The sequence below is a fragment of the Blautia sp. AF19-10LB genome (assembly GCF_003461245.1).
Lineage (GTDB): Bacteria > Bacillota > Clostridia > Lachnospirales > Lachnospiraceae > Blautia_A > Blautia_A intestinihominis.
Map to the genome: position 1 here is coordinate 14,858 of NZ_QTWS01000026.1, position 14,699 is coordinate 29,556.

A 14,699-nucleotide genomic window follows, 5' to 3' on the forward strand; every position below is an offset into this window, starting at 1 on the left:
GCAGAACTTCCAGACCTTCGCCACAGTGAAATCCTGTATCAATCCATAAATCTGATGATAATAAACCATATCTGTCATTGCTGCTGTTATATCCTAATCTTCCCTGTTTCATTGTATCTTTCTCCCTTCTTCACAACTATCAATTTATAGCAACCTTATATCCATCCAAAAACTCCCGACTACACCTTACCGGCTTTCTCCTTGTCTGCTATCTACAGGTGCGTGACACGCTCCTGTAATAAAGCAATCAGAAAGAACCTTTACCATCGAAAGTTCTCCGGTATTCCCCGTCTATCCAGATATTCCTGCCTGAACTTTTCTCTTTCTTCTTCCGTTGGTGCTGTTTTGGATTTGCTGTACACTTCACGATTCACCATTGCATCCAGTTTCTTCTCCAACCCCAACCGGATTATTTCTTCACCATCGTAGTTATCCATCAAAAAATATTGGAGGAGCTGAAAGAATAACTCGTATGGTATCTGTACATTTCTATTTTGCATCTGTTCTCCTTTCAAGGTGGCAAGATTCCCTCTTCTTAAGAAATGGTAATCTTGCCATCTTCCATTTTTATTCTGGCAGCATCCAATACCATTGCTTTCCACGTTTTACAGAATCAATTTCAAGTTCCCGTTTGGCATTCCATAACGTTTTACTTTTTATTCCTCTGGTTTCGGCTTCTTCTGCAATTTTCTTTTGAGTCATTCCTCCATTTGCCAGTATTTCAAGGAGAAATTCTTTTGCTTTCCGACTTTTCTGCCCTCTGCCGTCTCCATTAAGAAGTTCATCGGCACTGATATCATATTCTCCAATCCATTCAAAGCCATTATTCTTATCCAGTCTGAATGCAATGGACGTTCCTTCCGGTGCAAGAGAACTCTTCGTATGACATACCACTCTTACTTCTGGTTCATCTTTCACTCGCCCGACAATCAGGACACTTCTTGCAGCAGCCTGAAAATCAATGGAGCCAAGTCCTCGATAAGAAGATTTGCCGTTACTGTTTTTGTTCATATGACCGATTAAAATGACTGCACAGTGATATTTTTCTGCCAGCACTGCGACACGCTTCATCAATGGCCTGATCTCATTTGCCCTGTGCATGTCTACCTCTGCTCCCAGGAATCCCTGAATCGGATCAAGAACAACCATTTTGGCTTTTGTCTGCACGATTGCTTCTTCTAATCTGGCATCTGCCATTGTCAGTGGCTGGTCACTGTCATCAATCACCAGCACCCTCGAACAATCTGCACCTGCAGCAAGTAATCTGGGTTTGATAGTATCTCCTAGACCATCTTCCGCTGTCTGATAAATCACATTTACAGGTGACATAGAAGACTGTTCCTGAATATTATCTTTGGCATCTAGATCTTCATTCTCACTACCGACTTCATCACTTCGTTTTTCTTTTGTTGTATCAGTAACAGGAAGAATCGGCTCTCCTCTGGTCAGTTTTGCAATAATCTGAAGTACCATTGTTGTCTTTCCTTCTCCTGGATCTCCCTGTATAATGGTCACTTTTCCATAAGGAATAAACGGATAAAGCAGCCATTCTACCTGTTCCACCTCTACTGAATCCATATTGATCAGTTTCAGTTTTGGTTCTATTCTGCAATTCTTAATTTTGTTTTTTTCATTCATATTCATTCCATCATCTCCTCCTGCCCTTCCGGGCAAGTCTCTGATGAACAGATATTCGGGAATTGTCGTATTTCTCGATTCGTGATATACTGAATCTGCCAAGATGGTATATCAGTTAATCTGATTATCAGAGAACTTGCTCAGATTATTTATCTGGGCTTTTTCTTTTGCCTTTTCAACATTCATCTCTTTCTTCTCCCAATCCGGTAACTGCATTTTCATTATCCAGCAGATTTGCAATCTTCCTCTGCTGATTTGGATAAAGATGTCCATAAGTATTCAATGTGATACGAATATCTTTATGACCCAATCTGTCCCGGATCAGTAACGGTTCTACACCTTTCTCAATGAGATAAGCCACATGACTGTGTCTGAGATCATGCACTCGGATTTTCTTTACTCCTGCCAGTTCAATCTGCCGTTTCATCTTATGCTGTACCGCTTCCTGAACAACTGGAAACAATCTTTCTGTATCCGGCATTCCGTAGTGACCATCTACAAATTCCTTAATTTCCTCTTTCAAAAATTCTGGAATTTCGATTGTTCGAAAGGACTGTTTTGTTTTTGGTTCTGTGATAATATCCTGCATTCCTGTTCGGTAATAAGTCTTATTGATACTAAGCTGATTCTTTTCAAAATTGATATCAGCTTTTGTAATCGCAAGCAGCTCCCCAATCCTGCACCCAGTCCAGAACAGCATCTCAAATATAAGATAATATCTTGTTCCCGGCTCCATTGTCTGTATAAACTGTTTGTACTCGTCCAGTGTCCAGAAGTTCAAACTTCTCGAATCCGAATTTCCCATTCGTTTCACTTTCTTGCATGGATTAACTGGCAAATCATATATTTTAGCTGCATGTGTAAACAGACTGGTCAACTGATTCTGAATCATTCTCAGATAAGAATCTGAATATCCTTTTTTCTGAATTTCATTCTGCCACTGAATAATCTGTGAAGCCTTGATCTCACTCATCATCTGATTTCCAAAGTATGGAACGATATGCTGTTGCATCATATATCTTTTATTTTTGATTGTTCGATCTTTTAGGTCATTCTGTTTGTCTGAAAAATAAATCTCAATAAAATCGCTCAGTTTCATATCCATACTTCGCTCAGTGCTCAACTTTTTACTTCGTTCAAACTCCAATGCTTCTCGCTTTGTTTCAAATCCACGCTTTCTGCGTTTTTTCTTCTCACCCATAACATTTGTCTCAAACCACTGGGCTGTCCATTTTTTTGTGTCTTTTTCTCTGTAAGCCATATTAATCCTCCTTAATTTCCTGCTATTTCATAGCCATACATCTTTTTTGCCCAAAACGCCTTTGGTATTCTTCCAGCCATCGTAATATATCCCTGTGCAGCCAGTTCCTTATTCATAGCTTTCACCAGTTTATAAGCATAAGATTTTGAGCAGTTTAATTCCTGTGCCACTTCATCAGCACTCATCATATAATTGTAGCTTGCCATACTGCATCCTCCTTTCCTCTCCAGATACAGAATACGTTTACTGTATTTCTATATCTGTACGATTTTCGTAAATTGATAATATCATGTATTTATTTCATTGTCAATATTTCGTAAACATATTTTTACGAACTTCGTATATTATTTTCTCTTTATTTTATTCCAGGTCTGTGCTATGATATTCTATAGATTTATGTTTTTCGTAATTTCGCAATATATGAAAAAGGAGGATTCTATGGGTGACGGTAAAAATTTAAAGAAATATCTTGATGAAAAAGGCACAAATGTCCGTAAAATTGCAAAGGCAACCGGAATCAGTGCCACAACCTTATATTCAATTATTCAAAAAGATTCCAATATTCGATTTGATTTTGCTTTAAGACTTGCAAATGAATTACAAATTGATGTGAATGAGATATGTTCTGCCAGTCCATTTTCTGGCACAATTAAGGAAGAAGAGATTTATCCTACACTTCCAGACGGTTTGAACGGAGCATTAGACGCAAGCCGTGTAAAGACTTATTTAAAAAATTCTATGTACCCGTTGATGTATCTTTTCGGTAAGAACAGTATGCCTGATGTAGATAATCTGCTCACATCGTTCTATCAGCTTGATGATGAAGCCAGACAGGAAGTTGTGGAAACGATCCGTCTGAAACTGCAATATCATCGTGATCCGGAACGTGCTGAACAGATCAAACAGATCAAAGGCTGGTAAAAAAATTACTCCTGTGAATAGCAAATATTCGCAGGAGTTTCTTTTTGGCACCGTTTTGGCACCGCTAGACTGATTTTTCAATTTTAAATTTATCCGTATTTCATCTTTCTGATAAACGTTTCACTGTTTCTAATCTGATAATTTTACAAACAATTCTTTTCTTAGAGTACAGAAAAACCCCAGAAACACAAGGTTTCTGGGGTATCTTACGTTTGGACACAAGTTATCTTGCGATAACAAATCTATTTTCAGATTGTATTACTCGATGATTGTAGCAACACGTCCTGATCCTACAGTACGTCCACCTTCACGGATAGCGAAAGTAAGACCCTGGCTCATAGCGATTGGGTGGATCAGTTCGATTGTCATTTCGATGTTATCTCCAGGCATGCACATTTCTGTTCCTTCTGGAAGGTTGCAAACACCTGTTACGTCTGTTGTTCTGAAGTAGAACTGCGGACGATAGTTGTTGAAGAACGGAGTATGACGTCCACCTTCATCTTTTGTCAGAACGTAAACCTGAGCTGTGAATTTTGTATGGCATGTAAGTGTTCCTGGTTTAGCAAGAACCTGTCCACGCTCGATTTCGTTTCTCTGAACACCACGAAGAAGAGCACCGATGTTATCACCAGCCTGAGCTTCGTCAAGAAGTTTACGGAACATTTCGATTCCTGTAACAACAACTTTACGTGTTTCTTCTTTGATACCAACGATTTCAACTTCTTCAGATACGTGAAGAACACCAGCTTCTACTCTACCAGTAGCAACTGTTCCACGTCCTGTGATAGAGAATACATCCTCTACAGGCATAACGAACGGTTTGTCTGTGTCACGCTGTGGATCCGGAATGTACTCATCAACTGCGTTCATGAGTTCCATAATCTTGTCTCCCCATGGGCCAGCCGGATCTTCAAGAGCTTTAAGAGCAGATCCCTGGATAACCGGAATGTCATCTCCTGGGAAGTCATACTCGGAAAGAAGTTCACGAATTTCCATCTCAACCAGTTCAAGAAGTTCGTCATCATCTACCATATCACATTTGTTCATGAATACAACGATGTACGGAACACCAACCTGACGAGCAAGAAGAACGTGCTCTTTTGTCTGAGCCATAACACCATCTGTAGCAGCAACTACGAGGATAGCACCATCCATCTGAGCTGCACCTGTGATCATGTTCTTAACGTAGTCAGCATGTCCTGGGCAGTCAACGTGTGCATAATGTCTATGCTCTGTCTGATACTCAACATGTGCTGTAGAAATTGTGATACCACGCTCTCTTTCTTCTGGAGCTTTATCGATATCTTCGAAGTTTTCAACTGTGTTTCCTGGAACTCTTTCAGCCAGAACTTTTGTGATAGCTGCTGTTAAAGTTGTTTTACCATGGTCAACGTGTCCGATGGTACCAATGTTACAATGCGGTTTTGTTCTCTCAAACTTAGCCTTTGCCATTTTAAAATGTCCTCCTTAAAAACTATGCTCTTTCTTCCAGAGCATTTTATCAGTTTTAGACTTGCTATCCTTGATTATATTGCAAATCAAGGATATTTGCAAGCTTTTTTATTACTGTTCACTCCGTTCACAGTAACTTGGTCAAAATGCATTCCAAATCACCTACGGTGATAGCATTTTGCCCCGCATGTCTCGGGATTCTGCCATATTCATGGCAAAACACCTCGCGGAATATTCTCTGTAAACAGTAGTCTCTCTATTTATCAGTCTTTCTTAGAAAGAATCTTTTCCTGAACGGACTTCGGAACCTGTTCGTATTTCTCGAAGAACATGGAGTAGTTACCACGTCCCTGAGTTCTGGAACGAAGGTCTGTTGCATATCCGAACATTTCAGAAAGCGGAACGAATCCACGGATCATCTTACCTCCGCCGATATCATCCATACCTTCGATACGACCACGACGGGAGTTGATATCACCGATAACATCACCCATGTAATCTTCCGGAGTAGTAACTTCGACTCTCATGATAGGCTCAAGAAGAATCGGAGATGCTTTCTGCATAGCATCCTTGAATGCAAGAGAACCTGCAATGTGGAATGCCATTTCAGAGGAATCGACTTCATGATAAGAACCGTCATATACGTTTGCATGAACGCCGACTACCGGGAATCCACCCAGAATACCAGCTTTCATAGCTTCCTCGATACCTTCGCCAACAGCCGGGATGTATTCCTTCGGAATAGCACCACCAACAACTGTGGATTCGAACTTGTACAGTTCTTCTCCGTTGGCATCCATAGGCTCGAATTTAACTTTACAGTGACCATACTGTCCACGACCACCAGACTGTTTAGCATATTTGCTGTCGATGTCTACGGCCTTAGTAATAGTCTCTTTGTATGCAACCTGAGGAGCACCTACGTTAGCCTCTACTTTGAATTCACGAAGCAGACGGTCAACGATGATTTCCAGATGCAGCTCACCCATACCAGCGATGATTGTCTGACCTGTTTCCTGGTTTGTATGTGCACGGAATGTCGGGTCTTCTTCTGCCAGTTTTGCAAGAGCTTCACCAAGTTTACCCTGACCAGCTTTTGTCTTAGGCTCGATTGCAAGTTCGATAACCGGTTCCGGGAACTCCATGGACTCAAGGATTACCGGATGCTGGTCATCACAGATTGTATCACCAGTTGTGGTGAATTTGAAACCGATTGCTGCTGCGATATCTCCAGAGTATACTTTATCCAGCTCCATACGTTTGTTAGCGTGCATCTGAAGGATACGGCCAACACGTTCTTTCTTGTCCTTAGTAGCGTTGAGTACATAAGAACCAGAATTCATAGTACCGGAGTATACACGGAAGTATGCCAGTTTACCAACAAATGGGTCTGTCATAATCTTGAATGCCAGAGCGGAGAACGGCTCTTCATCAGAAGAATGTCTCACGATCGGGTTGCCTTCCAGGTCAACACCCTCGATTGGAGGAATGTCTGTTGGAGCAGGCATGAATTCAATGATCGCATCCAGAAGTTTCTGAACACCCTTGTTTCTGTATGCAGTACCGCAGCATACCGGTACAGCTGTACATTCGCAAGTAGCTTTACGAAGAACTGCTTTCATCTTTTCAACAGTCGGTTCTTCACCTTCCAGATATTCCATCATTAAATCATCATCGAGTTCGCAGATCTTCTCTACGAGTTCTGTATGATAAAGTTCTGCTTCTTCCTGCATGTCTTCTGGGATCTCAGTGATGGAAATGTCTTCACCTTTCTCATCATTGTAGATGTAAGCCTGCATTTCGAAAAGGTCGATGATTCCTTTGAATTCATCTTCTTTTCCGATTGGAAGCTGTAAGCAGATTGCGTTTTTACCAAGACGAGTCTTGATCTGATCTACAGCATTGTAGAAGTTTGCACCGAGGATATCCATCTTGTTGATGAATGCCATACGCGGTACGTTATAAGTGTCAGCCTGACGCCAAACGTTTTCAGACTGAGGTTCTACACCACCTTTTGCACAGAAGACGCCGACAGCGCCGTCAAGTACACGGAGTGAACGCTCAACCTCTACGGTGAAGTCTACGTGTCCTGGAGTATCAATGATGTTGATACGGTGTTCCAGAGCACCTGGTTTAGTCTTGCAGTGATCCTGCAGAGTCCAGTGACATGTTGTAGCAGCGGAAGTAATTGTGATACCTCTCTCCTGCTCCTGCTCCATCCAGTCCATTGTTGCGGTACCTTCATGAGTATCACCGATTTTGTAGTTGACACCTGTATAATAAAGGATACGTTCTGTAAGAGTTGTCTTACCTGCATCGATATGAGCCATGATACCAATGTTTCTGGTACGCTCAAGCGGGTATTCTCTACCTTCTTTTCCAGCCAATTGGATTTCCTCCTTGATTAGAAACGATAGTGAGCAAATGCTTTATTTGCTTCAGCCATCTTGTGCATATCTTCTTTCTTCTTAACAGATGCGCCTGTGTTGTTCATTGCATCCAGAAGCTCGTTTGCAAGTCTCTCCTCCATAGTCTTCTCGCCTCTTTTACGAGAATATGTGGTGAGCCAGCGAAGAGCCAGTGCCTGACGTCTGTCTGCTCTTACCTCGATCGGAACCTGGTAAGTAGCACCACCGATACGTCTTGCTTTTACTTCGAGAAGCGGCATGATGTTGTTCATAGCCTCTTCAAAAACTTCGATAGCTGGTTTGCCAGCTTTTTCTTCAATTCTAGCGAATGCGCCGTATACAATCTTCTGAGCGACACCTTTCTTACCATCTAACATGATGTTGTTGATAAGCTTGGTAACCACTTTGTTATTGTACATCGGGTCTGCCAGAACGTCTCTTTTCTGAGTATGTCCTTTACGTGGCACGTTACTTCCCTCCTTAATCAAAATGATTAAATCATCGGTACTCACTATAAAAACTAAGGTGTTCGCACTGGTAAAGTCCTATATTTAACCCGCAACCGACAGGGTATATGGAATACCGTACAATATTTATAGCTATAAGTGAATCTTCGATTGATTGCTTATTTTCTATTTTGTCTCCCGTTCAGACGGGAACCTTCTTGAATATTGCATATTCAAGAAGTATCGCAAATTTCTCGCTAAGCTGCGAAATTTGCTTTATTTCTTTTTAGGTCTCTTAGCACCATATTTGGAGCGAGACTGTTTTCTGTTAGCTACACCTGCGGTATCCAGTGTACCTCTGATGATGTGGTATCTGGTACCAGGTAAGTCCTTAACACGTCCACCACGGATAAGAACAACGCTATGCTCCTGAAGGTTATGTCCTTCTCCTGGGATATAGCTTGTTACTTCGATACCGTTGGAAAGACGAACTCTGGCGATCTTTCTAAGAGCTGAGTTAGGTTTCTTAGGTGTTGCAGTTTTAACTGCTGTACAAACTCCACGTTTCTGTGGTGCAGACTGCTCAACAGCTTTCTTTCTTAAAGAGTTGAATGTTCTCTGCAGAGCCGGTGCTGTAGATTTCTTTACAGATGTCTGACGTCCTTTTCTTACTAACTGGTTGAATGTTGGCATTCCATTTCACCTCCCGATTATTTTCTCCATGGTTTGCCATGGGGTAGCGCGGTTGCTATTGTCAAATTTAAATGCCGGGCAACAAAAAAACAGCGTTCCTGTTGCACGCCTGCTCATTATATCCCGTAAAAATGCGGCTGTCAAGGCATTTTACATGATTTTTTCTTTTTTTTACGAATTCCTGATTATTGCTTTTTGAAGGTACTCTGTTTATAATATTGAAAAGATTATTTCGCTGATGCTGATAATCATTTTTACTTTATTGCTTTACTTCTATATAATAAGAAAGGATTTCTCATCATGAAAGAAAAGCTGAATCCTGGCATTCTTTTGCTGGTCCTGACTGGTCTTCTCTTTATTGCCGGAATTTTCCTTGTCGAACTCAGAACTGCCCGGCAGATCTCCGATTACGAAGCCCAGCTGGACACCTTCATTCAGCAGGTGGATGCCAAAAAAGAAGAACTTGATAACGCCAGTTCCGCTTACGCTGATGCGATCCAGTCTCAGAAGGATCTTCTCAACTGGAAGAAACAACAGAATTCCGGTACACGTCAGACCGTGAGTGAACGCCTTCCTGAAGCAGAATCTGCTGATACACAGACCTCTGTTTTCAATCAGAATACTTCGCCCGAATACAATTCTTTCACTTCAGGGGGAAACAACGATACTGAAGACGAAATATCTGAGATCAACCCGCAGGATTCCGAAGATCTTTTCAGCGATCAATAACCTGTTGCACTTAAAAAGAAAGGATATCTTAATATGAATACCCCTAAACAGCAAAAACCTTTTTTTCTGTACATTATCATCAGCATTCTGGCTGTAGCAGTCATCGGACTTGGCGGACTGGCTCTGTATTCACTGAATGGTCTTGCCTCCCTCCAGTCCAAAGTCACTGAACTTCAGGATACCGTACAGGAAATGGCAGAAACATCCGCAAACCTCGTTGCTCAGTCCGATGAACTCAAGCAGCTCCAGGAACAAAATCAGCAGTCGTCTTCCGATACAGTTTCTGCTGAATCTGCAAGTCAGGAAGAAGGAACGCTTTCCCCATCCCACTCCTCCGAGACGGTCTCCTCTGAGACTACAACGGATGAAAGTCTGAACAATCTTCTTTCACAAGTCAGAACTCTTCTTCCGCAGGATAATGGAAACTGGTCCGTTTACGTCTGCAACCTTATGAAAGGCACCGAAGGCACGATCGACAATCAGCCGATGCAGGCTGCCAGCCTGATCAAGCTGTTCATTATGGGCACCGTTTACGAAAACTACGATCAGCTCTGCGAAACATACGATGCAGATACCCTGAACAGTTATCTCAATCCTATGATTACTGTTAGTGATAATGATGCTGCAAATACTCTCGTAAATATGCTCGGCGGCGGCGATGATTCTGCCGGCATGGATGTAGTCAATGCCTTTTGCCAGGCGCACGGATATACCAGTACTTCCATGGGCAGACTTCTTCTACACAGCAATGAAAATGGCGATAATTATACTTCCGTAAATGACTGCGGACATTTTCTCAAAGAGATCTACCAGATCAATGCAGGTACTGCTGAGAACCCAACTTTATCCCATGCCGATGCCATGTACTCTCTTCTCAAGATGCAGGAACGCCGCAACAAAATCCCGGCAGACATGCCGGAAGGTGTCAGCGTTGCAAACAAGACCGGCGAACTCGACAATGTTGAAAATGATGTTGGAATCATCTACAACACAACCAAAGGCATCGACCTGGTTGTATGCTTCATGTCTCAGAATCTGAGCAGTACCAGCAATGCGCAGGAAACGATTGCTCAGGATTCCCGTATGATCTACGGATACTACAACGAATAAAACGCATCACCCAAAGGCCATACGGTTTAAACAGATCGTATGGCTTTATTTTTATAAAAAAATCAGCTTTTTTCTTCCGAGGTTTCCCCGTCTGTATCTTCATAGGACATCTCCCATATATCAGCAAAAACCGCCAGCGGGCAGTCCGTAAGAAGACACATCAGCAAAAAGCACTCATACGGATTCACAATATAAATCTCACTCATTCCACATTTATGCAGGATCTTCTGTATTTCTTCAAGGAAATGATGATATCGATTATATGGATCATCATCCTGCATCTCCTGCGAAACAATAAAAAACTCCAACGTGATCAGATCAAAACGTTCCACCGGAAACTTATGATTCATGATGCTGTTGATCCGCTGTCTGCTGAACCGCTTCTGGCTGAAATGCTTCGCCAGAATAGACGCAGACATTTTTTTGAGATTTCCCATCTTATTTACAGGAATTCCACTGCAGATAACTTTTTCCACATCAGAATCCGTAATATCAGAAATATTCCACACTTTGTTGCGGTCTTTTTCCACTTCATCACCCTGATACATCCTGGCGATGATTTCCTTGGCATGAGTCAGAAGGCGCACAAATTCCTGAAATGCCTGACTCTTCTCTGACATCGGGTCATCCGCTCCAACCTTGACATAGGCCAGATACTTCAGAAGTTTCTCCTCATTGTCCAGGATCAATGCGCCTGAATATACCTTGGATGCCTCGGTGTAATCCGGATCAGGCTCCAGTTTCTCATAGGCTTTCTTAAGTTCTTCTGCCTTATGATAGCCAACTTGCATGGTATAACAATACCAGTAGATCACCTCATCCGGATTATGGAAATCAAAATCCTGCTCTCTCAGTACCCGTGTCAGAAAATCCGAAACATCCTCCGAACTCATACGAAGTCCAAAACCAAGCAAAAATACAGTCTCTCTCTTGACAGATGCCTGTGTCAGCCAGTTATTGACAAGAGATGTCAGTTTCGTTGATGTAGGATTCATTGATTTCGGTGTACAAGTCTCATGAAAAGACTCAATCACGATGTCTCTGTAAATATCCTGCGTTACTTCATTATAGGGTTCTTCGAGTCCTGCACGTTCATAAATATATCGCTTCAGGTGATCTCCAAAAGATACCAGTTCCATTTCTTTATATAAATAATGAAAAATAACATCAGCATCTTCGTCTTCAAACCCATCCAGACTGACGACCTGTCGGAATCTCTGTGCTGCTTTTCGTGTGAATTCAAAATCTTTGACAGAATCAAAAGCAACTGTCTGTTCAAAATCCAAATCCTGCATACGGTTTTTCATAGTCTGTCACCTTCATATTCTATAAAAAATAACTTAATAATTTTCTAAACCAGTTTTGTTCCTGCTCTGCAAGTTCGCAGAGTATTACTGTAATGTTGTCCCTGCCTCCTTTTTGGAGGGCCTGTTCTACCAGAAGTTCTGCTGTTTCCGCTACCGGAACTTCCCTTGCAAGAACAGCCGCGATCTCACTGTCAGTAAGCATATCTGTGATTCCATCTGAACATATGAGATACCGAGTCCCGATCACTGCCTCCTGTGCTGTGATCGTCGGCTCAAGTCCCATGCTTTCCTCCGGGATCCCAAGATACTGTGTCAGCGGCGGCTTGCCGAATCTTCCTCCCCCAAGGACATGATCCAGCGAAAGCTGATGTATCTGTCCTTCCGGCGAAACGCGGTAAATACGACTGTCACCCAGATTGCATGAATATACTTGGTCTTCCCCAAAAGCAAGAATTGCTGCAGTTGTTCCCATGCTGTTTATTTTATTTTCCTGTCCGTAATCACATACAGCACGGTTCATCTGGAAGCAGAGTTCATTCAGGAACTCTTCCGGATATTCTGAGATTTCTTTCTTTTTTTCTTTATAAAACTCACCACAGGATTCTGCTGCAAGGAATGCTGCCATTTCTCCACAGCTTTCGCCTCCCATTCCGTCAAATACGGCAAGAAGCGGAAAATCCTTCTGTTTTATCTTTCCGCTGCGGACATGACTCATTCCCTTGTTTTCTGAATCAAGACTCTCGCCACAGCACCAGAAATTGTCCTCATTATTATTCCGCACCTTACCTATGTGGCACGTATATGCATATTCAATCTGATACGCCATAGCCCTTCCTTTCTCAGGATGCAGATGTACTGTCAGCAGAGAGATTCAACTGAGCTTTGTACTCTTCCGCACGATCCCAGTATTTCTCTCCTCTTGTTACATACTCCTCACTGTCTGTCTCGTTATCATGACAACGGTTTTTGTCATCGATCCAGCGGATCAGCTTACCGTCCTCATAATAATATCTGTCTATTTTCTGCTCTCCGTCCTTCAGATCACTCAGCGTATTGTTATCAGCCCATATATAGGCAAAAAACAGTTCATCATTCCAGTAATAATATTCTTCATAATAACCATCTTCTGACAGATCCGGATAGATCAGTATCTTCATAACCTGCCAGTCTCCATTATCCCGCTGTTTCAGGTAACTGATCTTTCCTTCTTCTTCAGATCCAATCCAGCTGTAATCATTCAGATCATCGCTGATCTCTGTTGCCTGTGACTGAATTTTTTCCAGAGTCTCCTGAAGTTGTTTATTTTCTGCACTCTGAACCGTCTCTGTAACTGACTGCTTCAGACGCTGTAATTCTGCATTTTCTTTCAGAAGCCAGATAAAAACGCCCACAACAATACAAACTGCTATCACCATAATGACAGCAGCCGCAACAAGTGGCTCAAATTTCTGCTTTTTCTTTGCAGGTTTCCTTCGATGCTGTGGAGAACGGCTGATTCTTCTGCCTGTCCTTTTGTCTGTATTTCTCAGTACAACCGTTTCCTCAGGTTTCTCTTCTTCTGTAAAATTTCTGTCTGTTTCCGGAGAATCTGATATGATCTCCGGTTTTCTGATATCCGACAGTTCCGGCTGCCCAGGATATCGAACCTGCTCCAGTGCCATTCGAAATTCCTCAGCACTTTCATAACGATCATGGCGATCATAAGCACATGCTCTGAGAATCACGTCTGCAAAAGCCTCCCCTGCTTCTGCCGGCGGAGGCAGTTCCTCTCCTGCCATTCTCCTGTTCAGTGCCTCTTCCTTGTCCCGATACGTGATCAGCTGCTTCTTAAGGCTGATAAAAGGAAGTCTGTTATGGTTTCTTAATTTATAAAGTACAATTCCAAGGGAATAGATGTCTACTCTGGCATCATATGCCTCTCCTTTGTACATTTCCGGTGCCATATAAGAAAATGTACCCTTCTTAGATAACCCACTCATTGTCCGATCCAGTTCCCGGGCAATGCCAAAATCTCCCAGTTTGAACTCCCCAAATCTGGAAACAAAAATATTCTCAGGTTTAATGTCTCTGTGAATGATATTCTGGCACTGGCAGTATTCCAGTGCTTTACACAAATCGATTCCTAAATGTATCACATCATCTTCTGAAAGTGCGCGTCCGGCACAATAATCAAGAAAGCTGGTCAGATATTCCATTCGGATGTAAATATCCCATCCAATATCGTCCAGATATTCCACTACTTTATAATCCTCAACAGAGACTACATGAGAATTGCCTCGAAAATACTCCATCGTATTCACTTCCTGGATACATTCTTCTACCAGGCTGTGAAAATATTCCTTTACCGATTGTTCATCCGGGTTTTCCGAACGAATACTGCTCAATTCTCCGGCATTCGAGGGAATCGTAATAACTTTGATCGCAGAATAAAAGGTCTTGCCCTGCTCTGTACGTTTTGCCTTATAGACCTTACCGAAGGATCCTTCACCGATCTTCTCCACGATCTTCCATTCCGGCCATACAGAAACCGGAAGTTGTTTGTCCATCTATCCTCCCTCCTCTCCTCTCGTAATATGATCTATATTTATTTGAATGTAATTCGTAACTGTTCAATAGCCTCACAGTTACATAACTTCTATTTTATTCTAAATCCTATATCTATATAAAAAACACTAAGTAACTCTATGTCTTTAAAACTCTGTATCTTTGAAACTTCCATCAGGAAGTGCTCTTA

The 14,699-nt window shown here is 42.1% G+C and carries 15 protein-coding genes; 3 read left to right on the forward strand and 12 right to left on the reverse strand.

The genetic code is table 11. The features are described 5' to 3' along the window. The 5 genes from DWX28_RS20600 to DWX28_RS13805 form a co-directional block, all read right to left on the reverse strand. Positions 1 to 112 (reverse strand): DUF5348 domain-containing protein (locus DWX28_RS20600; protein ID WP_199611833.1); only part of this gene is annotated, 112 nt, incomplete at its 3' end. A gap of 148 nt (positions 113 to 260) precedes the next feature. Further along, the gene (locus tag DWX28_RS13790; protein ID WP_118253106.1) at positions 261 to 500 is read right to left on the reverse strand and encodes a complexin-2; all 240 of its coding nucleotides are present in this window, start codon (positions 498 to 500) and stop codon (positions 261 to 263) included. 67 nt (positions 501 to 567) lie between these two features. Further along, on the reverse strand, positions 568 to 1,644 hold the full coding sequence (locus tag DWX28_RS13795; protein ID WP_055258609.1) for an AAA family ATPase: 1,077 nt from the start codon (positions 1,642 to 1,644) through the stop codon (positions 568 to 570). A 169-nt stretch (positions 1,645 to 1,813) separates the two neighbouring features. Continuing rightward, a complete protein-coding gene (locus DWX28_RS13800; protein WP_055258611.1) occupies positions 1,814 to 2,899 on the reverse strand; it encodes a site-specific integrase in 1,086 nt (361 codons plus the stop codon). A gap of 11 nt (positions 2,900 to 2,910) precedes the next feature. Continuing rightward, positions 2,911 to 3,105: a hypothetical protein gene (locus DWX28_RS13805; protein ID WP_055258613.1), complete on the reverse strand. Its 195-nt coding sequence runs from the start codon at positions 3,103 to 3,105 to the stop codon at positions 2,911 to 2,913. A gap of 232 nt (positions 3,106 to 3,337) precedes the next feature. Between DWX28_RS13805 and DWX28_RS13810 the strand changes: the two genes are divergently transcribed. Next, complete coding sequence (locus tag DWX28_RS13810; protein WP_015541737.1) at positions 3,338 to 3,820, forward strand: helix-turn-helix domain-containing protein; 483 nt, start codon at positions 3,338 to 3,340, stop codon at positions 3,818 to 3,820. A gap of 258 nt (positions 3,821 to 4,078) precedes the next feature. Here DWX28_RS13810 and tuf read toward each other — a convergent pair whose 3' ends face one another. The 4 genes from tuf to rpsL all read right to left on the reverse strand — a co-directional run bounded on the left by tuf (position 4,079) and on the right by rpsL (position 8,819). Continuing rightward, entirely contained in the window at positions 4,079 to 5,272 is a 1,194-nt protein-coding gene (tuf, locus tag DWX28_RS13815) for an elongation factor Tu (protein ID WP_005423313.1), read from the reverse strand. 263 nt (positions 5,273 to 5,535) lie between these two features. Continuing rightward, the gene (gene fusA / locus DWX28_RS13820; protein ID WP_227222331.1) at positions 5,536 to 7,659 is read right to left on the reverse strand and encodes an elongation factor G; all 2,124 of its coding nucleotides are present in this window, start codon (positions 7,657 to 7,659) and stop codon (positions 5,536 to 5,538) included. Positions 7,660 to 7,676: 17 nt separating this feature from the next. After that, positions 7,677 to 8,147 carry a 30S ribosomal protein S7 gene (rpsG, locus tag DWX28_RS13825; RefSeq protein ID WP_044925146.1) on the reverse strand — a complete coding sequence of 157 codons (471 nt, stop codon included), beginning with the start codon at positions 8,145 to 8,147 and terminating at the stop codon, positions 7,677 to 7,679. A gap of 255 nt (positions 8,148 to 8,402) precedes the next feature. After that, positions 8,403 to 8,819, reverse strand: a complete 417-nt coding sequence (gene rpsL / locus DWX28_RS13830; RefSeq protein WP_118253109.1) for a 30S ribosomal protein S12 — start codon at positions 8,817 to 8,819, stop codon at positions 8,403 to 8,405. A 300-nt stretch (positions 8,820 to 9,119) separates the two neighbouring features. Here rpsL and DWX28_RS13835 point away from each other — a divergent pair, with 300 nt between their 5' ends. Further along, the gene (locus tag DWX28_RS13835) at positions 9,120 to 9,548 is read left to right on the forward strand and encodes a hypothetical protein (RefSeq protein WP_118253112.1); all 429 of its coding nucleotides are present in this window, start codon (positions 9,120 to 9,122) and stop codon (positions 9,546 to 9,548) included. A gap of 33 nt (positions 9,549 to 9,581) precedes the next feature. Next, on the forward strand, positions 9,582 to 10,658 hold the full coding sequence (locus DWX28_RS13840) for a serine hydrolase (protein ID WP_118253115.1): 1,077 nt from the start codon (positions 9,582 to 9,584) through the stop codon (positions 10,656 to 10,658). Positions 10,659 to 10,720: 62 nt separating this feature from the next. On the opposite strand, the gene DWX28_RS13845 is transcribed toward DWX28_RS13840, so the two are convergent. Genes DWX28_RS13845 through DWX28_RS13855 form a run of 3 tightly spaced genes read right to left on the reverse strand, consistent with a single transcriptional unit; the run spans position 10,721 to position 14,511 of the window. After that, complete coding sequence (locus tag DWX28_RS13845) at positions 10,721 to 11,965, reverse strand: hypothetical protein (protein ID WP_118253118.1); 1,245 nt, start codon at positions 11,963 to 11,965, stop codon at positions 10,721 to 10,723. 19 nt (positions 11,966 to 11,984) lie between these two features. Continuing rightward, positions 11,985 to 12,791, reverse strand: coding sequence for a PP2C family protein-serine/threonine phosphatase (locus DWX28_RS13850; RefSeq protein WP_118253121.1), 807 nt, complete (start codon positions 12,789 to 12,791; stop codon positions 11,985 to 11,987). A 13-nt stretch (positions 12,792 to 12,804) separates the two neighbouring features. Beyond that, complete coding sequence (locus DWX28_RS13855; RefSeq protein ID WP_022213570.1) at positions 12,805 to 14,511, reverse strand: serine/threonine protein kinase; 1,707 nt, start codon at positions 14,509 to 14,511, stop codon at positions 12,805 to 12,807. Positions 14,512 to 14,699: the final 188 nt, after the last annotated feature.